Here is a 22791-nt window from a genome sequence, read left to right on the forward strand (position 1 = left end):
GCCCGTCGGGCGGGGGCACTTCGGCGCGGTAAGGCCCTGGGGGCCGTTTCGGGGCGGTAGGGATGCCCCCCTTTCTGCGATCGTGTAGCCGTGTTCGGGTGCCCACGGTCCGTTGTCGACGGTCGCGCCGCTCAGTGCGGGAGTTCGCCAGGCGTGCCCCCGTGCGTCGACCAGCCCGGGAAGCCGTGACGTTCGCGCCCGGCTCCGGCGACAATCGTGCGGTCGACTACGACCGCGCGATGCCCGACACTGCCCTCCCGGCCGAGGTGAAACCCGAGCCGGGCCGCACCCACCCCGGCATCCGGGTCGAAGACATCGACGACCAGCGCCGCGCCGCGGCGTTCTCGGCGCACCGGCGTTCGGTCTGCCGCGACGAGCTCTGCCGGCTCTCCGCCGCCTGCGGGATCGGCTGGATCGTTCTCTACCAGCTTCTCGCCTGGGCGGCCGGTGGCACCTGGGCCGCGCCGCTCGTCACCGACGCGATCTACCTGCTGCCGATCGTCGCGGCCGCCGTCTTCGGCGTCTGGGCCGCGCGCAGTACGACGGGGCGGATCGCGATCGTCTGGCGCTGGCTGGCCGCGTCGACGATCTGCTGGCTGGTGGGCGAGGTGATCTGGAGCGTCTGGGGCGTCTGGCTGTCGTCCGACCGGGTCGCCGCGGCGGCCGAGACCGACGCCAAACTCCCCGAGGTCGGCATCGCGTTCACGGTGTCGTACGCGCTGCTGGTGCCGGCAGCCTGGTTCGGGTTCGTCTACACGCGCAAGCTCTGGCGGGCCCGCGCGCTGGTCGACGCGGCGCTGGTCGCGCTCGCGGTCGGCGCGGTCGGCTGGCGGCTGATCGGGTCGTCCGACCCGGTCGAGACCGACATCATCGCCGACCTGGCCTATCCGGCCATCGGGCTCGCGTTCCTGGTCGCGCTGGTCGGCGCCGGGCTGGCCCGCCACCGGGGGATCCCGTGCTCGATCCTGCTGGCGATCGTCGGTTATGGGTTCGGCGTCCTGGCCGACGCCGGTTACGCGTTCGCGGACGCGAACAACTCGTTCTCGGACACGAGCCTGGTGAACGCCGGCTGGCAGGCCCAGGCCGTGTTCCTGACGCTCGGCGGGCTGGCCGCGGTGCGACATCCCGACGTGGAGCCGCCGGTCGAGCGGTTCGAGCACGACCGGGCGTTCGGCGCCGTGCTCGTGTCCGGGCTCTCGGTCGCGGTCCTGGTCGTCATCGACCAGGTGCGCAACCACAAAGTGGACTCGGTCTGGCTGCTGGTGACCGGCCTCGTCGTCGCCGGCCTCCTGGTACGTCAGGCGCTGACCACCCGCGAGCGGACGCGGCTCGCCCACCGCCTCGACGACGCACTCCGCGAGCAGCGCCGCACCGCGGTCACCGACGGCCTGACCGGCCTCTACAACCGGCCGTTCTTCCAGGCGCTCTTAGGGGTCGAGGCCCGCCGGGCCGCCCACGGCAGCGCCCGGGCCGGGCTGATCCTCGTCGATCTCGACTCGTTCGTCCGGATCAACGCGCACCACGGCCGGCCCGCAGGCGATTCGGTGCTGGTGCAGGTCGCCGACCGGCTGCGGATCGCCGCGCGCCCCGGTGACGTCCTGGCCCGCTACGGCGGTGACGAGTTCGCCTGTCTGCTTCCGCAGACCGACGAGGAGGCCGCGATGGAGGTCGCCGAACGCTTCCGGCAGGCCCTCCGGCGGACGACGATCGTCGTCGGCAGCAGCGCGTCGGTCGAGGTGACGGCCTCGTTCGGGGTGGCGACGACCGGCGGCCAGCCGGCCGAACACCCGGATGCCGACGTCGCTGAGCCCGTCCTCGACATGGAACGCCTGGTCCGGGACGCCGATCGCGCGCTCACCGACGCGAAGGAGCGCGGCGGCGACCGGGTCGTGGTGGCCGGGCGCGCCGATCGCCGGACGGTGGCCGACGACGCCGACGTGCCGCCCGAGCTGGCCTGGCTCGCCGACCGGGTCGACCGGGTGCTGTCCGACCACGAGCACAGCACGGCCGTGGCGCGGTGGTGTCTGCTGGTCGGGGGGTATCTCGCGCTCGATCACATCGAGTTGCGTCAGGTCGTCGCGGCCGGGCGGTTGCACGACATCGGGAAGTTCGGCGTGGGGGCGGCGATCCTGCGGAAGACCGAGCCGTTGACCGAGCCCGAGTGGGGGGCGTTGCGGTGTCATCCGGAGGAGGGGGCCCGGTTGTTGCGCGGGGTCGGGGGGCATGCGGCGCTGGCGCCGCTGGTGGCGGCTCACCACGAGCGGTGGGACGGGCTCGGGTATCCCGAGGGGATCAAGGGCGAGGCGATCCCGCTGGGGGCCCGGATCATCGCGGTCTGCGACAGCTGGGCCGCGATGCGCGTCGACCGCCCCTACGCCCCCGCCCTGGACCCGCGCTCGGCCCGCCACGAGATAGAACAGGCCCGAGGCACCCAATTCGACCCCATCGTCGTCGACGCCTTCCTAGCGTTGCTAGACCAAGACCTCATCGACGACCCGGCTCCGCTGTGAGACCAGCGCGGCGATCGCCGCGCCGGTCGTGTTGAGGAGGACGTCGTCGACGCTGGTCACTCGGCCGATGGCCAGGGCGTACTGCAGTAGTTCGACGACGACGGATCCGGCGCAGGCCAGGGCGGCCACCTGAGCCACCGAAACTCGCCACCGCAGCGGCGCGCAGAAGCCGAACGCGGCGAACACCAGCAGGTTCCCGCCGATCTGTTCGATCGCCGTGGACGCCGACCCGAACGACAGCAGCCCGGCCAGCGGTACCGCCTCCACCGACCGCCCGGACCCCCGGGGCGTCAGGATCATCCACACCCACGGCGCCGTCCCGACCACCATCCCGACCTCGGCGAACGAGTACCGCCAGCGATGCGCCGACCCACGCCGCCACCACGCCAGCGCGACCACGACCAGCGCGGCGGGCACCAGCGAAACCGCCGTCACCAGAACGACCCCGCTCCACGCCGCACCCACCACGCGCGCATCGTGTCACAGCCCAAAAACCGGAAATGGTTGACACGTCATCTACATTGAGGGAAGCAGCCAACCCAGGAGGCCGACATGCCCGCCGTCACCGTCGAGAACCCGCTGGCCCTGCCGCGGCTCGCTCCCGTCGACCCGACCATCGACCGCCCGCGCGTCGTGACGAGCCTGACCACCGCACCCCAGGGCTACGAGGGCGAGGGCTTCCCGGTGCGCCGGGCGTTCGCCGGGGTCGACCTGCGCGCGCTCGACCCGTTCATTCACATGGACCAGATGGGCGAGGTCGAGTACGGCGCCGGTGAGCCCAAGGGCACCCCGTGGCACCCGCACCGGGGCTTCGAGACCGTCACCTACATGATCGACGGCGAGATGGCCCACCAGGACTCCAACGGCGGCGGCGGCCTGATCACCAACGGCGACACCCAGTGGATGACCGCGGGCGGCGGGATCCTGCACATCGAGACGCCACCCGAGCACCTGGTCGCCAGCGGCGGGCTGTTCCACGGCCTGCAGCTCTGGGTGAACCTGCCCAAGTCGCTGAAGTTCGCCCAGCCCCGCTACCAGGACATCCGTGGCAACAAGGTCGCGCTGCTGAGCAGCCCGGACGGCGGCGCGCTGCTGCGGGTCATCGCCGGCGAGCTGGCCGGTCACGCCGGTCCCGGCAGCACGCACACGCCGATCACGATCGTGCACGCGACGCTGAGCCCCGGCGCGAGCGTCACCGTGCCGTGGAACACCCAGTTCAACGCGCTCGCGTACGTCCTCGGCGGGGACGGCACGGTCGGCGCCAAGGCGCGCCCGATCCGGACCGGGCAGCTCGCGGTGCTGGAGGACGGCGACACGATCACGCTCACCGCGAACCCCAAGCAGGAGTCGCGGACGCCGAACCTCGACGTCGTCCTGCTCGGCGGGCAGCCGATCCGGGAGCCGGTCGCGATGGCCGGGCCGTTCGTCATGAACACCCGGGCCGAGGTCGTCCAGGCCTTCGACGACTTCCGCGCCGGCCGCCTCGGCAGCATCCCGGCCGCCCACGGCGACGTGGTCGGCGAGACCGGCCAGAACTGACCCCCGCACGCACCGAGGCCCCGGATCGCACGAGCGATCCGGGGCCTCGCCGTTCGGTCCCTACCGAGCGACCCCCGCCCCGGCCTCTTCAGGAGCTTCCGACGAGGACGACTCGACCTCGTCCGGCGCCGGCCCGGTCGGCACCGGCAGCAGCCGCGCCGGGACGAACCGCGACAGCCACTCCGTCCGCACCACCGCGAGCGGCCCGATGATGGCCAGCACCAGCACGTAGCCGGCCGCGAACGCCGCCACCCGCGGATCGAGCCCGGCCCCGAGCGCCAGCGTCCCGAGCACGATCGAGAACTCGCCCCGGGTCAGCACCGTCACCGCGACGTTGGTCCCGGCCCGCCGGTCGTACCCGTACAGCCGGGCCGCGCCGAGCCCGGCCACCAGGTTCAGCACGATCGTCAGCACGACCGCGATCACGATCGGCACCGCCACCGACACCACGTCACCCGGGTCGATCGTCAGCCCGAACGTGAAGAAGAACAGCGCGGCGAACGCGTCACGCAGCGGATGCACCAGGCGGGTCACCCTTGAGGCGTGCGGGGTCGACCCGATCACCAGGCCGATCATGAACGCGCCGATCGCGTCCGAGACCCCGAGCTCCTCGGCCGCGCCCGCGGCCACGACCGCCAGCCCGACGAACATCACGACCAGCAGCTCGTCGGCCCGCACGTCCAGCAGCCGCGACACGAGCCGCGACCCCCACCGGGCCAGCCCGAACAGCACCACCAGGAACAGGAACGCGACACCGAACTGCCCAGCCGCGGCCCAGAACGACGAAGCGTCCCCCAGAACCGGCTGCAGAGCCGCCAGATAGAACGCCAGGAACACGTCCTCGACCACGATGATGCCGAGGATCAGCCGGGACTCCGGGTTCCGGAGCCGTCCGAGCTCGATCAGCAGTTTGCTGACGATCGCCGACGAGGAGATCCCGACGATCCCGGCCAGCACCAGCGCCTCCCGGGTGCCCCAGCCGAGCGCGAACCCGAAGGCCAGCCCACCACCGATGTTGAGCACCAGGTACCCGACTCCGGCGATCAGCAGACGCCGTCCGCCGTTGACCAGGTCGTCGAGATGGAATTCCAGCCCCAGGTAGAAGAGCAGGAACACCAGGCCGAGCGTCGAGAGCAGCTTGAACTCGGACGGGTCCGAGACCAGCGCGAGCCCCGGCGTGTGCGGCCCGAGCAGCACTCCGGCCAGGATGAACAGGGGAATCGTGGGCAGCCCGATCTTCGCGCCGAGCCGCGCCAGTATGCCGGCGGCGAGGAACGCACCACCGAGCGCCAACAGGATTTCCGCCGTATGCATCAAACCACCGCCCCACTGCCAGTACGAACAGGCTTTTTCGCCACGGAAGGCCGCGAAGAACGGCCCGGCCAGCGGCTCTCCAGCACGACGGCCAGCGGCGTCGCGGTCAACGCGGACGACGCCGTCCCGACGACGACCCCGACGAGCAACGCGATCGCGAAGTCGGTCAGCGAATCCCCACCGAGCACCGCCAGCGCGGTCAGGATGAACAGCGCCCCGAGCCCGGTGTTCACCGTGCGTGGCACGGTCTGCAGCACAGCCTCGTTGGCCACGTCCGCGAACGGCGTGCGCCGCGCCGCCCCGCGCCACCGCTCACGCACCCGGTCGAAGATCACGACCGAGTCGTTCACCGAGTACCCGATCACGGTCAGCAGCGCGGCCAGGAACACTCCGTCGAGGGACTTCCCGAGCCAGGCGAACAACCCGACCACGATCACGACGTCGTGCAACATCGCCACGACCGACGACACGGCGAACGTCCACCGGAACCGGATCGCCAGGTACGCGACCTGCGCCAGCAGCGCGACCCCGAGCCCGATCAGCGCCTTGACCCGCAGCTCCGACCCCAGCGAAGGTCCGACCTGCTCGTCCCGGACCCGCTCGACCGACCCGCCCACGGTTTCGAGCGCGGCCCGGATCCGCTGCTCGGACTCGTCGGAGATCTGCCCGGTCCGGACCGACAGGTCCGAGTCCCCGGACTCCACCACGACGGCCCGCGGGAACCCCGCGTCGGCCACCGCCTCCCGGGCGGCCGAGATCGAGACCGGCGAGGACGTCGTGTACTCCATCAGCCGCCCGCCGGTGAACTCCACGCCGAGGTTCAGCCCCCGGCCGAAGATCCCGATCAGCGCCACCACGACCAGCACGCCCGACACGGTGAGGAACACCCGCCGGTGGCGCATCAGGTCGAAGTTGCGCCGGGTGATCCATCGTTGGACCCGGCCCGGCCCGGCCAGCCCGGTCCAGGCCGGGTGCCGACGCACCCACGGCACCGCGATCAACAGCTCCATGAGGACGCGGGTGAACAGCAGCGCGCTGACCATCGAGGCGAGCACCCCGATCGACAGCGTCACCCCGAACCCGCGCACCGGCCCGGAGGCCAGCCAGAACAGGAGCCCGGCGGCCAGCAGCGTGGTCACGTTCGAGTCGGCGATCGCCGACAGCGAGTTCTTGAACCCGCCGCCGACCGCGGCCCGCAGACCACGCGAGACCTCCTCCCGGGAGCGCTCGAAGATCAGCACGCACCCGTCGATCGCCATCCCGATCGCCAGCACGAAACCGGCCAGGCCGGGCAGCGTCAGCGTCGCGCCGAGCGCGGTCAGCACCCCGTACGAGAGCACGCCGTACCCGGCCAGCGCGATGGCCGCGACCAGCCCGGACAGCCGGTACACGAGCAGCAGGAAGCCGATCGTCAGCGCGACCCCGATCACCGCGGCCTGCGCGCTGGCCCGGATCGCGTCGGCGCCGAGCGTCGGACCGACCGTCCGTTGCTCGACAGTCTCCACCGGCACCGGCAGCGCACCGGCCTTCACCAGCAGCGCCAGGTCGTTGGCCTCGGCCTTGGAGAACGATCCGGTGATCTGCGTCGATCCGCCGGTGATCCCGACGTTGCACCGGACGTCCTCGCCGACCTGCGGCGCGGACACGATCTCCTGGTCGAGGACGATCGCCACCCGCCGTTGCGGGTCCCCGGAGGGGAAGCAGGCCGCGTCGCCGGTGACGGTCTCCCACGCGCGTTCCCCCGCGCCCCGGAAGTCGACGGTGACGAACCAGCCGAGTCCGCTGGTCGCGTCGAACGACGCCGCCGCGTCGGCGATCCCCTCCCCGGTCAGCGCGGCCGGCCCCAGGCGCAGGGGCGCTCCCGACTCGTCGGTGAGCGTGAGCCCCGTCCCCGGCTCCGCCGGTGATGACGCTGAGGGGGCCGGCGTCGGGGGTGCGGTCGAAGGCGCGGCTCCCGGGGACGGCGCCGAGCTCGCGTCGGGAGCCGGCGTGGCCCCGGCCTGGTCGTAGCCGAGGACCGGGCGGACCGTGAGCTGCGCGGTCCGGCCGATGACCGCGGCGGCCTCGGCCGGGTCCTGGACGCCGGGCAGCTCGACGATGATCCGGTTGGAACCGGAGCGGGTGATCGTCGGCTCGGTCACGCCGAGTGCGTCGATCCGGCGGCGGAGCACCTCGACCGTGCGATCGGTCGCCTCGGCGTCGGCCTTCGTGGTCGAGGTGTCTTTCGTCTCCAGCACGATCTGGGTCCCACCGCGGAGGTCGAGGCCCAGCCGGGGGCTGGAGGTGATGGTCAGGTAGACAGCTGTGCCGAGAATGACGCACGCGAGCACCGCGCGCGCCAAGTTGGCGCGGGACATGGATTTCCTCCGGACGAAGGCGAACCGGCCACGCGCTGGTCAGCAGCGCGCGCCGGACGGCTCAGAGACGTCCGGAGGTGGGAGGAGCTCGAGTTTCGGGGAGGCCGGCGACGGCCGGCGGGCCGCGGGTCGGTGCGCTGGTCAGCGCCCGCCCGACCGGGATCAGCAACGGGGCCAGCGCCAGCAGCGCGGCCAGGGTGCCGGACGGGAGCCCGTCCAGCGGCGCGCGCAACGCGGCCACCGACGCCGGGGCCGAGTTCTCGCCCGAGCGCGGCGCGACGGTGTGGGTCACGGTGCGGGTCGCCGCCGGGCGGCTACGTCCGGCGGTGCCGGAGTACGACGCGGAGTGCGGAGCCAGCGCCACCGCCGGCCCGGCGCCGTTCAGGCCCGCGCCGCCGAAGCCGGTCGAGGCCCCGGCCGGTGCGGCCGCCGCGCCCAGGCCGGCTGCCGCCAGCACGGCCGCGCACAGCGCGAAGACCAGCCGCAACGTGATTCGGCGCACGCCTCGCAACGACCGGAGCGGTCGCGTGTCGAGCGCGTGCGTGGGCGGCAGAGGAGGTCCTCTCGAAGTTGGGCGGTACCCCTACCCTACGTGATGCCGACGCAGAGCGAGAACACACACGTCGTCCTCGAGCGGCTCGTCGGCGATCATTCCGGCCGTCACGCGGTCGACGACGTCCTGCGCGGAGACCGGCTGAGCGGTCACGCCGGCGAGCACCGTGGACAGCTTCTCCATCCCCAGATCGAGGTCGGACGCCCGCCGCTCGATCAGCCCGTCGGTGTAGCAGAGCAGGGTTCCGCCGCCCGGGATCCGCAGCGTCCGGGTCGGGTAGACCCGGGAGATCGTCGCGCCCAGGATCGGCTCGGCGCTCTGCAGCACGGTGACGTCGTCCGCCGAGACCAGCGGGTACGGGTGCCCGGCGTTCGCCCAGGACAGCTCGCCGGTCGCCGGGTCGTACAGCCCGACCACCGAGCTGACCAGCGTGCCGATCGGGTACCCGGTGATCAGCAGACGGTTGAGTCGGGTCAGCACGTCACCGGGCTCGGGCTGTTCCAGCGTGTAGGCGCGGGCGACCGCCCGGATCTGCCCCATGATCGCGGCCGCCTGCTGGTCGTGCCCGATGACGTCGCCGATCGAGAGCCCGATCCGGCCGTCCGGCAGCCCGAACGCGTCGTACCAGTCGCCGCCGACGTCGATCCGGTCGGCCACGGCCAGGTAGTCGGCGCTGAGCGCCCCTCCGGGCACGTCCGGGAGCGTGGCCGGCAGCATCGCGCGCTGGAACAGCTCCAGCACCCGCCGCTCGGCCTGTACCTCGGCCCGGGCCTCGGCGACGTCCTGCTTCGCGGCGACGAGTTCGCCCCGCGCGGTCACCAGCTGGCCGTGCGCGGTGCTGAGCTGGCCCTGCGTCGTGACCAGCTGGCCCTGGGCGGTGACCAGCCGGCCCTCGGCCGTGTGCAGCCGGCCCTGGGTCGCGACCAGCTCGCCCTTGGCCGCCTTGACGTCGGTGACGTCCTGGACGACGCCCCACAGGCCGACGACCTCGGCATCCGTGTCGTCGGGGTCGTCACCGGCGCGGACGACCTCGCCGTGCACCAGCATCTCGCGCACCTCGCCGTCGGTGCGGATCATCCGGGTCTCGACGGTGAATGGCGAGCCGGTCTCGATCGCCCGCTGCTGCACGGCCTGCAGCCGCTCGACCTCGTCGGGGTGGATGTGGGCGAGCTGTTCCGTCCGCGTCGCCGGGGGAGTGGTGCGCTGCATCAGCGCGCACAGCTCGGCCGACCAGATCGTCCGCTCGCCGGTGACGCTGACCTCGAAACCGGCCAGCTGCGCGATCCGCTGCGACTCCAGCAGCCGGTGGGACAGGCGCGCGGTGGCGCCCAGCTGCTCGGTCTCGCGTTCGAGCTGCTCCAGCCGGTAGCGCTCGGTGACGTCGGCGATGACCGCGCCCACCCCGGTGATCGGGCTGCTCGGCCCGCCCGAGAACCGCACCGGGAACGCGTCGACGACCAGGTGCGTCGTCGTCCCGGGCGGGGTGGTGATCGGCATCACCTGCTGACGCAGGACGCCGCCGCCGCTGAGCACCGCGCGGAGCTGCGTGATCAGCGAGTCCGGCACGTCCGGGACGACCTCGGGCAGCGTCCGCCCGAGGTGGGCGGCCGGCGTCGTCCGGCTCAGCCGCGCCATCGCCGCGTTCACCCGGACGAACCGCAGGTCCCGGTCGAACAGCGCGATGCCGACCGGGGCCGCCTCGACCAGGGGATCGAGGACCGCGGTGGCGCGCCGGGCGGCGTCGGACAGGAGGTTGTCGACCCAGACGACCGACAGGGCGGTCAGCCCGAGGAAGATCGCCGCCCACAACCAGCCCCGGGCCTGATCGGGCGGGAGCGCCTGCCGCGGCCAGGCGACCGCGGCGAGCAGCCCGCCGGTCGCCACGAACGCGGCGAGCATCCCCGGGCCTCGGCCGGCCACGACCGTCGCCCCGACCACCGCGATCAGGAACAGGAAACCAGGGATGACCTGCACGGTCGGCGTGGTCGCGATGATCAGCGCCGGACCGAGCGGGAGGAGGGCGCCCGCGAGCCAGCGGCCGGGTCCGGCGATCCAGACCCGGCGCCGGCCCTGCAGCGTGCGCCGCAGCAACGTCCGCCTGGCGAGTTTCACCCGCTGACAGCCCCGTCCCTATCCCAGCTGACGCAGGCAGACGGTCTCCGGCATCGCCTGCAGCGCGGCGAGGACATCGTCGGACAGCACGCCGGGCACGTCGGTGACGACGTACCCGAGCTCGCCGCGGGTGTTGAGCAGCTGGCCCTCGATGTTGACGCCGTGCTCGGCCAGGATCCGGTTGACGGTCGCGAGCACGCCCGGCGTGTTCCGGTGCAGGTGGGCGAGCCGGTGGGTGCCCGGGGTCTGCTCCAGGTTGAGCGGCGGGAGGTTCACCGACAGCGTGGTGCTGCCGGTCTCCAGGAAGCTGCGCAGCTTGCCGGCGACGAACCGGCCGATGTCTTCCTGCGCCTCCTCGGTGGACCCACCGATGTGCGGGGTCAGGATCACGTTCGGCAGGCCGCGCAGGTCGGAGACGAACTCGTCGCCGCGCTTGTTCGGCTCGTGCGGGAACACGTCGACGGCCGCGCCCACCAGGTGACCGCTGACGATGTGGTTGCGCAGCGCGACGTGGTCGACGACGAACCCGCGCGAGAGGTTGAGGAAGATCGACCCCGGACGCATCCGGGCGAACTGCGCCTCACCGAACAGGCCCGCGTTGCCCGACCGCCCGTCGACGTGCAGCGTCACGACGTCGGCCCAGTCGAGCAGGTCTTCCAGGCTGGCGTACCGGCGGGCGTTACCCAGCGCGAGCTTGTCGGCGGTGTCGTAGAAGCCGACCGACATGCCCATCGCCTCGGCCAGCACCGAGAGCTGGCTGCCGATGTTGCCGTAGCCGACGATGCCGAGCCGGCGGCCGCGCACCTCGTGGCTGCCCTCGGCCGACTTGTCCCAGACGCCCTCGTGCAGCGCCTTGTTCTTCTCGGTCAGCCGGCGGGTCAGCGCCACGATCTCGGCCAGCGCGAGCTCGACCACACTGCGGGTGTTGGAGAACGGGGCGTTGAACACCGCGATGCCCCGCCCGGCCGACGAGACCAGGTCGATCTGGTTCGTCCCGATGCAGAACGCACCGATGGCCAGCAGGTCGGACGCCTTCTCCAGGACGGTCTCCGACACCTGGGTCTTCGAGCGGATGCCGAGCAGGTGGACCCCGGACAGCGCGTCGATCAGGTCCGACTCGTCGAGGGCGCCCGGCCGCGCGTCCACCTCGATACCGGCCGAGCCGAGGATCGATACAGCGTGGGGGTGCACGTTCTCCAGCAGCAGTGCCTTGAGCATGGCCCCATTGTCGCTCGTTGGCGCCCCGACCTGAAATCCCCGCGTGGCGGCGTCGGTCACTTCGCCGGAGCCGGGGGTTCCTCCAGCGCGAACAGCAGGTCGAGGCCGACCGTCACCATCGCCTTGCGCACCATCGGCGGCACCCGCTGCAGGGTGGTCAGCCGGCCCTCCTCGGCGGTCAGGTGATGCATGCGGACGAGGAAGCTGAGCGCCTGCGAGCCGATGAACGTCACCGCGCCGAGGTCGATGACGACGTCGGCCGGCTGCGCGTCGGTCGCGGTGCCGAGCGCGGCCTCCAGCAGATCGACGACGAGGAGGTCGATTTCGCCGCCGAGAGTGACCGTCACCAGCCCGCCGGTCACCGTGGTGCTGACTCTGCTCTGCGGTGATAGCCAACCGTTGCTGCGACTTTCCATGGGGCGTGGTCCTCCTGCGACCGATCAGCGGCGCGGAACCGGCATGGGGGCGCCAGGAGTGAGTCCGCGTCGCATCGCTTGGAGGCCGTCTGCTCGACCCGAGAGTTGCCCCGAACGGGGGCAGTCCGCGGCAATCTTAGTGGCGGACCGTGAGCATCGTGGAGCCGGGCCGCGCTTAGCGACAACGGCGGCGGGTAGGTCCCCCGGACGTGACGGACGAGAAGGGTGAGACATGACGGTCGACGGTGGTGCCGGAGCGTCCAGCGGGGCGTTGGGGAGCGCGGGCGGGCTCGGCGTCGAGCCCGAACAGCTGACGGACGACGACCTGCTGCGCGAGTTGCGCCGGTTGCACGACACCAGGCACGAGACGCTGCGTCACGGTTCGGACGACGCCCTCGACGCCCACACGGTGCGCCTGGCCGACCTGGAGTCGGAGTACCTCCGGCGCTGGCCCCAGCGCGAGGTCGACCCGGCCCGGCTGCGGGAGGGTGCCCGGGCCCGCGAATAGTGTCGGGGTATGCGCTATCTACCGCTCGGGGACTCCGGACTGCTGGTTTCGGCGGTCGGGCTCGGCTGCAACAACTTCGGTGGGCGGCTGGACGTCGACGCGACCCGCGCGGTCGTCGACGCGGCGCTCGACGCCGGCATCACGCTGCTCGACACGGCGGACGGCTACGGCGGCCGCGGTGCCTCCGAGCGCGCGCTGGGTGAGGTGCTGGCCGGCCGGCGCGACCAGGTCGTGCTGGCGACGAAGTTCGGCTCGCAGGGGTCGGACATGGGCTACGGGCCCGCGGCCGGGGCCAAGGGCGGGCGGGCCTACGTCCGGCGGGCGGTCGAGGAGTCGCTGCGCCGCCTGCGCACCGACCACATCGACCTGCTCCAGCTCCACACGCCCGACCCGGTGACACCGATCTCGGAGACGCTGGCCGCGTTGGACGAGCTGGTGCGGGCCGGAAAGGTGCGCTACATCGGGCATTCGAACTTCAGCGGGTGGCAGCTGGCCGAGGCCGCGCACGTGGCCCGGGAGCTGGGCACGGCGCCGTTCGTCTCGGCCCAGAACCACTGGTCGCTGCTGGAGCGCGACGTCGAGCGCGAGCTGGTACCGGCCGCGCGCCACTACGGCGTCGGCGTGCTGCCGTACTTCCCGCTGGCCAACGGGCTGCTCACCGGCAAGATCCGGCGGGGTCGGCCGGCCCCCGCCGGGTCGCGGCTGGCCGGGCGCGACGGCTACGTCACCGACGAGAAGCTCGACCGGGTCGAGGCGCTGGCCGGGTGGGGCGCCGAGGCCGGCCGCTCGCTGCTGGAGATCGCGATCGGCGGCCTCGGGGCGCTACCGGGCTGCAGCTCGGTGATCGCCGGGGCGACGACGGCCGAGCAGGTGCGGGCGAACGCGGCCGCGGGGGAGTGGGTGCCGACCGCCGGGGAACTGGCCGCGATCGACGCGCTCGTGCCGGCCCGGTCGTGAATTGTCGTACCGGCGGCTGAGAATCACGGCGTGCTGATCGCGCTCGTTCCGGGGTGGGGCGGCGGTGGGTGGCTGGCGGAGATCGATGCCGCAGGCACCGTCGCCGGCCCCGTGCGGTGGTTCGCCGAGAGTGCGGTGCTGGCCCGCGAGGTGGCCGCGCGGGAGCGGGCGTCGAAGCCCCGGTGGCTCTGGCCCACTGCGGCCGCCGTGTACCCGGCGCTGCTGCGGGCGGGCGTCCGGGTCGGGCGGTGTCACGACCTGGAGCTGGCCGAGGCGCTGCTCAACGGGTACGACGGGCACTGGGGCGCGCCGAAGTCGCTCGGGTCGGCGCTGGCCCGCGCCCGGGGTCTGCCGGTGCCTCCCGATCCGCCGCCGCGTCCGCGTGACGTCCAGGCCTCGCTCTTCGCGCTGGACGCCGAACCCACGGCCGAGGGCGAGCCGATCGCCGAGCTCGCCGAGGTGTACCGGGCGCAGTTGCGGCGGGTCGCGGCGGTCGAGCGGCCCGAGCGGTTCCGGCTGTTGATCGCGGCCGAGTCGGCCGGGGCGCTGGCCGCGGCCGAGATGGGGCACGACGGGTTGCCGTGGTCGGTGCAGCGCCACGACGCGCTGCTCGAACAGCTGCTCGGGCCGCGTCCGCTGCCGGGTGACCTGCCGGTGCGGCTGCACGAGCTGGCCGCCGAGGTGCGCGACGCGTTCGGCGGCGCCAAGGTCAACCCCGATGCGCCGGCCGACGTCGTGCGCGCGTTCGGGCGGGCCGGCATCCAGATCCCGTCGACGCGCTCGTGGGTCCTCAAGCGGGTCGAGCACCCGGCGGTCGCGCCGATCCTCGCCTACAAGGAGCTGTCCCGGCTGTTCGCGGCCAATGGCTGGGCCTGGCAAGACACCTGGGTCTCGGGCGGACGGATGCGGCCCGAGTTCGTGCCCGGTGCGGTCGTGTCGGGGCGGTGGGCGACGCGGGGCGGGGCGGCGCTGCAGTTGCCGAAGATCGCCCGTCAGGCCGTCGTGGCCGATCCGGGGCACGTGTTCGTGGTGGCCGATGCGGCGTCGCTGGAGCCGCGGGTGCTGGCGGCGATCTCGGGCGATCGGCGGCTGGCCGAGTTCGCCGCGTCCGGTGACCTCTACACCGCGCTGGCCGCCGACGCGTTCGACCACGACCGGGCCCGGGCCAAGATCGGCATGCTCGGCGCGCTGTACGGGCAGACCAGCGGCGAGGGCGGCCGGCTGGCGCACGTCCTGCGCCGCCGTTTCCCGGAGGCGCTGGCCACCGTCGACGCCGCCGCCCGGGCCGGTGAAGAGGGCCGTCTGGTGCGCTCCTGGCTGGGCCGCACGTGCCCGCCGCCCGGGGCCTCGTTCGAGGAGGGCGCGGCCACCGGCGAGGGTTCACCGACCGGCGACGAGGGCGGCGAGCCGCCCACGAGCGACGCCCGCCGGGCGGCCCGGGGGCGCTTCACCCGCAACTTCCTCGTGCAGGCCACCGCGGCCGAGTGGGCGCTGATCCTGGTCGCCGGGCTGCGCCGCCGGCTGCACGCGATGCCGCCCGGCCCGGCCGACGCGGACGGCGCCCGGCTCGTGTTCTTCCAGCACGACGAGGTGATGGTGCACTGCCGGGCCGAGCTCGCCGACGAGGTGAGCGAGGCGGTCGTCGCGTCGGCCGAGGAGGCCCGTCAGCTGCTGTTCGGGCCGACGCCGGTGCGGTTCCCGCTCGACCTCGCGGTCGTCACGTCCTACGCGGACGCATGAGCTTCGTTGCGCGACTCGTACTGCTCGACGACCTGGCGGTGGATGCGCCGCTCGATGATGAACGAGACGAACGGGATCGTGCCGGCCAGCATCACGCCGACGATCTTGAGCACCGGCCAGCGCAGCCGCACCGACAGGTCGAGCACCACGACCAGGTACACCATGTACAAGAAGCCGTGCAGCGGGCCGATCGTCTCGGTGAGCGTCGGGTTGTCGGCGAAGTATTTCAGCGGCATCGCGACCAGCACGAGCACGAGCAGGCCGGTACCGACCACGTACGCCGCGATCCGGTAACGGGTCAGCGCGGACTTGACGGAGGGGTTCACGGGGCGGTCCTTCCGGACTCGGATGATTTGTTCAGCGCGGCCAGATAGGCGTTGTAGGTGGCGAGGGCTTCCTCGTCGGCCGAGTCGGCGGAGTCGGCCGGGGGCTCGGGCGGCGGCGCGACCGGCTGGTACCGGCGCCGCACGGCCACCGTGCGCCGGCCCGGCTCCGCCGGGGCGTCCGCCTCGGATTTCTCCGTTTCGGTTTTCTCGGACGGAGGGTGCAGCTCCAGCCGCAGCATCCGGTACCAGGCGTAGGCGACGAAGGCGCCGAACGCGGGCCACTGCAACGCGTACCCGAGGTTCTGCGCGGTGCCGGTGAGCGAGTGCGCGCGCCCCCACTGCCACCAGGCGAGGCCGAAGCAGGCGGCGATGAGCACGATCGCGACCGCGTGGCGCACCAGCCACCGCGGGGAGAGAAGGACCGACCGCACGTCCAGAGGTTACCGCTTGTCTACGTCAGGTCGAAGAGTGCGTCGACGCCGGTGATCTCGAGGATCCGGCTGGCCGCCGCCGAGGGCCGGGCCACCTGGAACTTGCCGCCGATGTTGCGGGCCTCGTGCCAGAGCGTGACCAGGACGCCGAGCCCGGTCGAGTCGAGGAACGTCACCTCGGACAGGTCGACGGTCAGCGTCGGCGCCGGACCGGACTCACGCAGCGCGGACGTGCCTGCGGAACGCAGCTGGCTCGCGGTGTCGAGGTCGAGCGCACCGGCCACCCGGAGCACGACCTCGTTCCCCAGCCGCTCGATCCTGAGCGACCACGGCATGCTGTCCATCAGCTCCCCTCCGGACCGGACGCGGTCACCGACCCGGACCACCCCGCGGAACGGGGCCGGCTCCGGCGCCAGCCCACGATCGTAGAGGGATCTCGGGCGGTCAGGCCTCGGCATCGGAATCCGCGTCCTTCTTCGGAGCGTAGTTGGGCACGTACTCCTGCCCCGAGAGCGCCCCGATCGCGGCCACGATCTGGTCGGTCACCGCGCGCCGGGCCCTGGCCTTGCCGGCCTGGCCCTTGTACTCCTCGAACGTCAGCGGCTCGCCGATCCGGACGCCGACCTTGACCGGCCGGGGGACCTTGGTGCCGGGCGGCAGGGCCCGTTCGGTGTTCATCATCGCGACCGGCACGACCGGGACGTCGGCGGTCAGCGCGAGCCAGGCGACCCCGGTGCGGCCGCGGTAGAGCCGTCCGTCGGGGGAGCGGGTGCCCTCCGGGTAGATGCCGAACAGGTCGCCGCCCTGCAGGATCTTGAGGCTGGCGTCGAGCGCCTCCTGGGCGGCCCGGTTGTTGCCGCGGTTGATCGGCACCTGGCCCTGGCCGCGCATGATCCGGGCGGTGAGCCGGTCGATCGGCCGGGTGCCGGTGAAGTACTCCTGCTTCGCGACGAAGACGACGTCCCGGTCGATCATCAGCGGCAGGAACACCGAGTCGAGGATCGAGAGGTGGTTGGACGCGAGAATCGCCCCACCCGTGGCCGGCACGTGCTCTTTCCCCTGCACCCACGGGCGGAACGCCAGGTGGAGGAAGGGGCCCGCGACCACTCTGCTCAGGCCGTACGCCATGAGAACTCCTCCCCACGGACACTGCGGTGCGACGAGATCACCCTAGAGCGCCCGGCGGCGGGGTGGGACGGGCGGGCCGCGTCCGGACGAGGGTAAGAGTGACTCACAGCACTTAGGCCAGTACGGAATGTTCCCGGTGAATGGCCTCGTGCAACGTGGACAACCGCGCTCCGGTACCGCCCCAGCGGCCCGCGACGATCTCCGCGGCGATGCTCACCGCGGTCTCCTCGGGTGTCCGGGCGCCCAGGTCGAGGCCGATCGGGGAGGCCAGCCGGGCGGTCTCGGCGGGGCTCAGCCCGGCCTCGCGCAGCCGGTCCAGCCGGTCCTCGTGCGTGCGCCGGGACCCCATCGCGCCGACGTAGGCCGCCGGGATGCGCAGGGCGACCTCCAGCACCGGGACGTCGAACTTCGGGTCGTGGGTGAGCACGCACAGCACGGCCCGCTCGTCCACCCGTCCGGCGTCCGACTCGGCCTGCAGGTACCGGTGGGGCCAGTCGACGATCACCTCGTCGGCGTCCGGAAACCGTTTCTTGGTGGCGAACACCGGACGCGCGTCGCACACCGTCACGCGGTAGCCGAGGAACGAGCCGATGCGCGCGAGCGCGGCGGCGAAGTCGATCGCGCCGAACACGATCATCCGCGGACGAGGAGCGAAGCTCGCGACGAAGAGGGTCAGGTCGTCGCCGCGCCGCTCGCCGTCGTGACCGTAGTGGACGGTCGCGGTCCGGCCGGCCGCGAGCAACCCGCGGGCGTCGTCGGCGACCGCCTCGTCGAGCCGGGCCGAGCCGAGCGTGCCCGCGACCCGGTCGGGCCAGATGACCAGCCGACGGCCGACCCGGTCGTCGCCGGTGGGGGCGGCGGTGCTGGAGACGCACGTCACGACCGCGACCGGCGCGCCGGCCCGGATCGAGCCGACGACCTCGCCGAACTCCGGGTAGGTCGTCCGGTCGATGCGCTCGACCCACACGTCGAGGATGCCGCCGCAGGTGAGCCCGACCGCGAACGCGTCGTCGTCGGAGACGCCGTAGCGCTCCAGGCTGGGGTCGCCGGACGCGATCGTCTCCTGCGCCCGCTCGTAGACCGCGCCCTCGACGCAGCCGCCGGAGACGCTGCCGACCGCGGTGCCGTCCGGGCCGACGAGCATCGACGCCCCGGCCGGCCGAGGCGCGCTCTTCCAGGTGGCGATCACCGTGCCGACGCCGACCGACTGGCCGGCTTCCCACCAGGAATACAGCTCGTCCAGGACCTCGCGCATAAATCCACTATTGCTCGTAGCGAGGCGGAAACCTAGGCGTTGACGTCGTAGACGTATCCGTAAAAGACGCCGCCGAGGATCAAAGCGCCGACGCCGATGAAGAAGATCCGGTTTCGACGGGACATTTTCGACATCCATTTGCGCTGGGCCCAATTCAGCAGCAGGCCCGCCAGGATCACGAAGATGATGATGACGAACGCGTTCGGGTTGTCCCGCAGCGTGCCGTCCGCCTCGCCGAGGTCCACGGAACTCCTTTGGGTAGTGGAGCGACTTCTTTACGTTACGGTCCGCTTCCGCGTCCGTGGGCAGGGTAGGGGGTGAGGGAACGTGACAGAATTTGCGGATGGCATCTCGCTGGAAGAAGGCCTCGCCGGGGTTGCTGGCCGGGGGGCTGGCCGCGATGGGCGTCCTGCACTTCGTCGCGCCGAAGCCGTTCACCCGGATCGTCCCGCGGGCGCTGCCGAATCCCGAGGCGCTGGTCGCGATCAGCGGAGCGGCCGAGCTGGCCTGCGCGGCGCTGGTCGCGGTTCCCCGCACCCGGCGGGTGGGCGGCCTGGCGGCCGCGGCGCTCTTCGTCGGGGTGTTCCCGGCGAACTGCCAGATGGCTCTGGACGCCCGCTCCGGCACCGCCAAGGCCATCGCCTACGGTCGGCTACCGTTCCAGATTCCGCTGGTCGCCTGGGCCCTCAGCGTGTCCAGGCGATGAGGTCGTCGGCCGACCAGGTGTTGATCACCATCGCCGGGTCGACACCGCAGAGGGCGGCCCGGGCGCAGCCGTAGGGCTGCCAGTCGAGCTGGCCGGGCGCGTGGGCGTCGGTGTCGATCGCGAAGTGGCAGCCGGCCTCGACGGCCAGCCGGAGCAGCCGCTTCGGCGGGTCGAGCCTCTCCGGCCGCGAGTTGATCTCGACCGCCACGCCCCGCTCCGCGCAGGCCGCGAACACCGCGTCGGCGTCGAACTCGCTCTCCGGACGCTTGCCCTGGCCGGTGGACTCGCGCCCGGTGACCAGCCGGCCGGTGCAGTGCCCGAGGACGTCGGTGTTCGGGTCCTCGATCGCGCGCAGCATCCGCTTGGTCATCACGTCTTTCGGGGCGCGCAGCTTGGAGTGCACGCTCGCGACGACGACGTCCAGGCGCTCCAGCAGCGAAGGCTCCTGGTCGAGCGTGCCGTCCTCGTTGATGTCGACCTCGATGCCGGTGAGGATGCGGAACGGCGCCAGCTCGGCATTCAGCTCGGCCACCACGTCCAACTGCTGCCGCAGGCGCTCCGGGCTCAGCCCGTTCGCGACGGTCAGCCGGGGTGAGTGATCGGTGAGCACGAGGTAGTCGTGGCCGATGCTGCGCGCGGCCTCGGCCATCTCGCGGATCGGCGAGCCGCCGTCCGACCAGTCGGAGTGCGCGTGGCAGTCGCCCTTGAGCAGCGCCCGCAGGGCGTTGCCGGCCTCGTCGACCGACGTGCCCGCGGTGGCCTCCAGGCGGCGCAGGTAGACCGGCTCCTCGCCGTTGAGCGACTCGGCGACGCAGCGGGCGGTCACGTCGCCGATGCCCTGGAGCTTCTTCAGCGTGCCGGCCTCGGCGCGCTCGTGGAGCTCGTTCTCGTCCAGCTTCTCGACCGCCGCCGCGGCCGACCGGAACGCGCGCACCCGGTACGTGGCCTCGTGGGCCCGCTCCAGCAGGAACGCGATCCGCCGGAGATCGGCGACCGGGTCACGTCGGGTGTCCGTCACCCCGACACCGTACCCGTGGGAACCTGTGGGGTATGACCGCGCGTAAAGACATCGAGTGCTGGCTGATGGACATGGACGGGGTGCTCGTCCACGAGGGTGTGCCGGTTCCCGGCGCGCCGGAGTTCCTCGCGAAGCTCGTCGAGACGGGTCGCCGGCACCTGGTGCTGACCAACAACTCGATCTACACGCCGCGTGACCTCTCGGCCCGGCTGCAGCGGGCCGGCATCGCGGTGCCGCCGGAGTCGATCTGGACGTCCGCGCTGGCCACGGCCAAGTTCCTCGAGGACCAGCGGCCGGGCGGCACCGCGCACGTGGTCGGGGAGGCCGGTCTGACGACCGCGCTGCACGACATCGGCTACATCCTGACCGACGCCGACCCGGACTACGTCGTGCTGGGTGAGACCCGCAACTACAGCTTCGAGGCGATCACGACCGCGATCCGGCTGATCGATCGCGGGGCCCGCTTCATCGCGACGAACCCGGACGCGACCGGCCCGTCGCACGAGGGTGCGCTGCCCGCGACCGGGGCGGTGGCCGCGCTGATCAGCAAGGCGACCGGCGTCGAGCCGTACTTCGTCGGCAAGCCGAACCCGCTGATGATGCGGTCGGCGCTGAACGCGGTCGACGGGCACAGCGAGTCGACCGTGATGATCGGCGACCGGATGGACACCGATGTGATCGCCGGGATGGAGGCCGGGCTGCAGACCGTGCTGGTGCTCACCGGCGTGACCCAGGCCGCCGACGTGAACCGGTTCCCGTTCCGGCCGTCGCGGATCCTGAACTCGGTCGCGGATCTGGTCGACGAGGTCTGATTCCTGCGGGCACCATAGACCCGATGGGCGACGCTCGGAGTCAGCGACCCGATCGGCGCGTCGCGCGGCGACTCGCGAACCGGTCGGTGATCGAGGACGCCGCGTTGCGGCTCTTCGCCGAGAAGGGCTACGAGGCCACGACGGTCGACGAGATCGCGGCCGAGGCCGGGGTCAGCGTCCGGTCGTTCCACTACCACTTTCCGACGAAGCGGGACGTGCTGGTCGGTGACCTGAGCGGCAAGGCGGACGAGCTGGCGTCGGCGCTCGCCGCCCAGCCCGACGGACAGCATCCGCTGGTGGCGTTGCGGGCCGCGCTGCACACGCTCGGCGTCGCGCAGGACGTCGAGCACCGGGAGCGGACGCTGCTCCGGGCCCGGATCCTGCGGTCGGAGCCGCACCTGGTGCCGTTCGCGCACGAGTTGTTCCGGGGCTTCGGCCGGGTGCTGTCGGAGGACGTCGCCCGCCGCGCCGGCCTCGACGCCGACCGGGACGCGTACCCGCGGCTGGTCGCGTCGGTGGCGGTCGCGGTGCTGGGCTCGACGATGATGACGCTGGCGTCGGAGGGGTGCGATCAGGCGGCGCTGGACGAGGCCATCGACAGTGCGCTGGAGTGCGTGCTGGCCGGGTTGCCGAGTCCGGGGTGCGCGGTGTCGGCTCCGGCGGCGGGGCCGGCGGCTACGGAGGCGGGGGCGGCTTCGGCGGCCGGGAAGATGCGGAGCCCGAGCAGCAGGTAGCGGGCCAGGCCGCCGACCGCGGACGCGATGAGCATCACGGTCAGTTCGAGCGTGTGGCTCGCGTGCGGGGTCGTCGAGTCCAGGACGAGCAGCGCGCCGGTCGTGACCAGGTAGGAGAGCAGCACGGTGCCGGCCGCGGCGACCCGGGCCAGGAGCCCGTTGCGGTCGCTGCGGAACGTCCAGGACCGGTGGGCCTCGTTGGAGAGCAGGGTCGAGACGATCGACGCCACCGTGTTCGCGACGGCCGACGGCATGACCAGGAGCAACGGCACGAAGATCACCGCGGAGAGCAGCGTCGAGGCGCCACCGACCACGACGAACCGGATGAACGGCCAGACGTGGTGGGAGGCGACCGCGACCGCGCGGGCGCGCGCCACGGTGACGGTGCCGAGCAGCGGGCCCGGCTCGACGATCGCCATCGCGACGATCAGGAGCGCGCAGCCGACGATCGCGTCGAGCCAGTAGTGGTTGCCGGTCGCGACCACGACGGCCAGCGTCGTCACCGGATGTAATACGGCGAGCCAGCGCCACGGGGTCTGCAGGGTCCGGATCAGCGCGATCGCGACCAGCACCGCCCAGGCGACGTGCAGTGACGGCATCGCCGCGAACTGGTTGGCCAGCCCGGTGCCGACCGGCCCGTAGACGGACTGCCCGTAGACGTGGGCGGTGTCGACCATGCCGTGGTCGGTGAGCATCCGCGGCGGGGCCAGCGGGTAGAAGATGTGCCCGACCAGCGCGAAGCCGGTGAGCAGGGCGAGCGTCCAGCGGAACCACGGGTAGGCGCCCGGCCGCCGGACGAACAGCCAGACCAGCACGGCGACGGTGGCGGGGAAGTGGACCCGGGCGTAGTAGGTGTTCATCGCCTCGATCAGCGTCGGCCAGTGCAGCGCGGCCTGCTGGATCCAGTGCTCGCTCGGTAAGCCGATGCGGCGCTCGAACGCCCACACCGACTCGGCGTGGGCGAACGCGGTGCCGGTGTGATGCGACGCCAGGTAACGGCCGCTCATGTACGCGAGGTACAGCGCGGCGATCAGCGGTACCTCACGTAACGCGCGCCGGAGCACATCACTCTTCACTCGCATCACCTCCTACGCGAGAGACACTACTGCGCAATGCAAAGTAGTACTCACCGCGTAGTCGGTGGGTGCGTGTCTTTG

At 72.4% G+C, this 22791-nt stretch carries 22 protein-coding genes and 1 pseudogene; 8 read left to right on the forward strand and 15 right to left on the reverse strand.

Annotated features, from left to right (window positions below; all coding sequences use genetic code 11):
• Window positions 1–161: 161 nt before the first annotated feature.
• A complete protein-coding gene (locus FL583_RS13375) occupies window positions 162–2510 on the forward strand; it encodes a bifunctional diguanylate cyclase/phosphohydrolase (RefSeq protein ID WP_142704938.1) in 2349 nt (782 codons plus the stop codon).
• On the opposite strand, the gene FL583_RS13380 is transcribed toward FL583_RS13375, so the two are convergent.
• The gene (locus FL583_RS13380) at window positions 2472–2945 is read right to left on the reverse strand and encodes a VanZ family protein (protein ID WP_205752105.1); all 474 of its coding nucleotides are present in this window, start codon (window positions 2943–2945) and stop codon (window positions 2472–2474) included. The two genes, FL583_RS13375 and FL583_RS13380, sit on opposite strands and share 39 nt — an antisense overlap.
• A gap of 117 nt (window positions 2946–3062) precedes the next feature.
• Between FL583_RS13380 and FL583_RS13385 the strand changes: the two genes are divergently transcribed.
• Window positions 3063–4049: a pirin family protein gene (locus FL583_RS13385; RefSeq protein WP_142704940.1), complete on the forward strand. Its 987-nt coding sequence runs from the start codon at window positions 3063–3065 to the stop codon at window positions 4047–4049.
• 60 nt (window positions 4050–4109) lie between these two features.
• On the opposite strand, the gene FL583_RS13390 is transcribed toward FL583_RS13385, so the two are convergent.
• The 6 genes from FL583_RS13390 to FL583_RS13415 all read right to left on the reverse strand — a co-directional run bounded on the left by FL583_RS13390 (window position 4110) and on the right by FL583_RS13415 (window position 12019).
• Window positions 4110–5363: a cation:proton antiporter gene (locus FL583_RS13390; protein WP_142704941.1), complete on the reverse strand. Its 1254-nt coding sequence runs from the start codon at window positions 5361–5363 to the stop codon at window positions 4110–4112.
• The gene (gene secD / locus FL583_RS13395; protein WP_142704942.1) at window positions 5363–7720 is read right to left on the reverse strand and encodes a protein translocase subunit SecD; all 2358 of its coding nucleotides are present in this window, start codon (window positions 7718–7720) and stop codon (window positions 5363–5365) included. Before secD ends, FL583_RS13390 begins: the two co-directional genes overlap by 1 nt.
• Before the next feature lie 61 nt (window positions 7721–7781).
• The gene (locus FL583_RS13400) at window positions 7782–8222 is read right to left on the reverse strand and encodes a hypothetical protein (RefSeq protein WP_142704943.1); all 441 of its coding nucleotides are present in this window, start codon (window positions 8220–8222) and stop codon (window positions 7782–7784) included.
• 81 nt (window positions 8223–8303) lie between these two features.
• Window positions 8304–10385, reverse strand: coding sequence for a SpoIIE family protein phosphatase (locus FL583_RS13405; protein WP_142704944.1), 2082 nt, complete (start codon window positions 10383–10385; stop codon window positions 8304–8306).
• An 18-nt stretch (window positions 10386–10403) separates the two neighbouring features.
• Entirely contained in the window at window positions 10404–11603 is a 1200-nt protein-coding gene (gene serA, locus FL583_RS13410; protein ID WP_142704945.1) for a phosphoglycerate dehydrogenase, read from the reverse strand.
• 56 nt (window positions 11604–11659) lie between these two features.
• Entirely contained in the window at window positions 11660–12019 is a 360-nt protein-coding gene (locus FL583_RS13415) for an STAS domain-containing protein (RefSeq protein WP_142704946.1), read from the reverse strand.
• A 232-nt stretch (window positions 12020–12251) separates the two neighbouring features.
• On the opposite strand from FL583_RS13415, the gene FL583_RS13420 reads away from it, so the two are divergent.
• From FL583_RS13420 to FL583_RS13430, 3 genes are read left to right on the forward strand one after another with little or no spacing between them, the layout of a single operon-like run.
• Window positions 12252–12527, forward strand: coding sequence for a DUF6158 family protein (locus FL583_RS13420; protein ID WP_142704947.1), 276 nt, complete (start codon window positions 12252–12254; stop codon window positions 12525–12527).
• A gap of 9 nt (window positions 12528–12536) precedes the next feature.
• Window positions 12537–13484 carry an aldo/keto reductase gene (locus tag FL583_RS13425; RefSeq protein ID WP_142704948.1) on the forward strand — a complete coding sequence of 316 codons (948 nt, stop codon included), beginning with the start codon at window positions 12537–12539 and terminating at the stop codon, window positions 13482–13484.
• Window positions 13485–13514: 30 nt separating this feature from the next.
• Complete coding sequence (locus FL583_RS13430; RefSeq protein WP_142704949.1) at window positions 13515–15224, forward strand: bifunctional 3'-5' exonuclease/DNA polymerase; 1710 nt, start codon at window positions 13515–13517, stop codon at window positions 15222–15224.
• On the opposite strand, the gene FL583_RS13435 is transcribed toward FL583_RS13430, so the two are convergent.
• The 6 genes from FL583_RS13435 to FL583_RS13460 all read right to left on the reverse strand — a co-directional run bounded on the left by FL583_RS13435 (window position 15209) and on the right by FL583_RS13460 (window position 18609).
• Entirely contained in the window at window positions 15209–15550 is a 342-nt protein-coding gene (locus tag FL583_RS13435; protein ID WP_142704950.1) for a DUF3817 domain-containing protein, read from the reverse strand. The two genes, FL583_RS13430 and FL583_RS13435, sit on opposite strands and share 16 nt — an antisense overlap.
• On the reverse strand, window positions 15547–15981 hold the full coding sequence (locus FL583_RS13440; protein WP_142704951.1) for a hypothetical protein: 435 nt from the start codon (window positions 15979–15981) through the stop codon (window positions 15547–15549). The genes FL583_RS13435 and FL583_RS13440 overlap by 4 nt, the downstream gene beginning before the upstream one ends.
• 20 nt (window positions 15982–16001) lie before the next feature.
• Window positions 16002–16325, reverse strand: coding sequence for an STAS domain-containing protein (locus FL583_RS13445; protein ID WP_170323631.1), 324 nt, complete (start codon window positions 16323–16325; stop codon window positions 16002–16004).
• Between the two features lie 100 nt (window positions 16326–16425).
• On the reverse strand, window positions 16426–17109 hold the full coding sequence (locus FL583_RS13450) for a lysophospholipid acyltransferase family protein (RefSeq protein WP_142704953.1): 684 nt from the start codon (window positions 17107–17109) through the stop codon (window positions 16426–16428).
• A 112-nt stretch (window positions 17110–17221) separates the two neighbouring features.
• A complete protein-coding gene (locus tag FL583_RS13455) occupies window positions 17222–18364 on the reverse strand; it encodes an XdhC family protein (protein ID WP_142704954.1) in 1143 nt (380 codons plus the stop codon).
• 32 nt (window positions 18365–18396) lie between these two features.
• The gene (locus tag FL583_RS13460) at window positions 18397–18609 is read right to left on the reverse strand and encodes a hypothetical protein (protein WP_142704955.1); all 213 of its coding nucleotides are present in this window, start codon (window positions 18607–18609) and stop codon (window positions 18397–18399) included.
• 98 nt (window positions 18610–18707) lie between these two features.
• Between FL583_RS13460 and FL583_RS13465 the strand changes: the two genes are divergently transcribed.
• Window positions 18708–19070 carry a DoxX family protein gene (locus tag FL583_RS13465; protein ID WP_170323632.1) on the forward strand — a complete coding sequence of 121 codons (363 nt, stop codon included), beginning with the start codon at window positions 18708–18710 and terminating at the stop codon, window positions 19068–19070.
• Here the strand turns inward: FL583_RS13465 and FL583_RS13470 are convergent.
• A complete protein-coding gene (locus FL583_RS13470; protein WP_142704956.1) occupies window positions 19051–20088 on the reverse strand; it encodes a PHP domain-containing protein in 1038 nt (345 codons plus the stop codon). The genes FL583_RS13465 and FL583_RS13470 overlap by 20 nt on opposite strands.
• Window positions 20089–20120: 32 nt before the next feature.
• Between FL583_RS13470 and FL583_RS13475 the strand changes: the two genes are divergently transcribed.
• Both FL583_RS13475 and FL583_RS41640 read left to right on the forward strand, forming a co-directional pair.
• Window positions 20121–20900 (forward strand): HAD-IIA family hydrolase, encoded by a 780-nt coding sequence (locus FL583_RS13475; RefSeq protein WP_142704957.1) that lies wholly within the window; start codon window positions 20121–20123, stop codon window positions 20898–20900.
• 23 nt (window positions 20901–20923) lie between these two features.
• A complete protein-coding gene (locus FL583_RS41640; RefSeq protein WP_142704958.1) occupies window positions 20924–21634 on the forward strand; it encodes a TetR/AcrR family transcriptional regulator in 711 nt (236 codons plus the stop codon).
• Window positions 21635–21684: 50 nt separating this feature from the next.
• Here FL583_RS41640 and FL583_RS40920 read toward each other — a convergent pair.
• A pseudogene (locus FL583_RS40920) lies at window positions 21685–22716 on the reverse strand (phosphatase PAP2 family protein); the annotation flags it as partial.
• Between the last annotated feature and the right edge of the window lie 75 nt (window positions 22717–22791).

It is taken from the genome of Cryptosporangium phraense (assembly GCF_006912135.1).
In the GTDB taxonomy this organism is placed as follows: domain Bacteria; phylum Actinomycetota; class Actinomycetes; order Mycobacteriales; family Cryptosporangiaceae; genus Cryptosporangium; species Cryptosporangium phraense.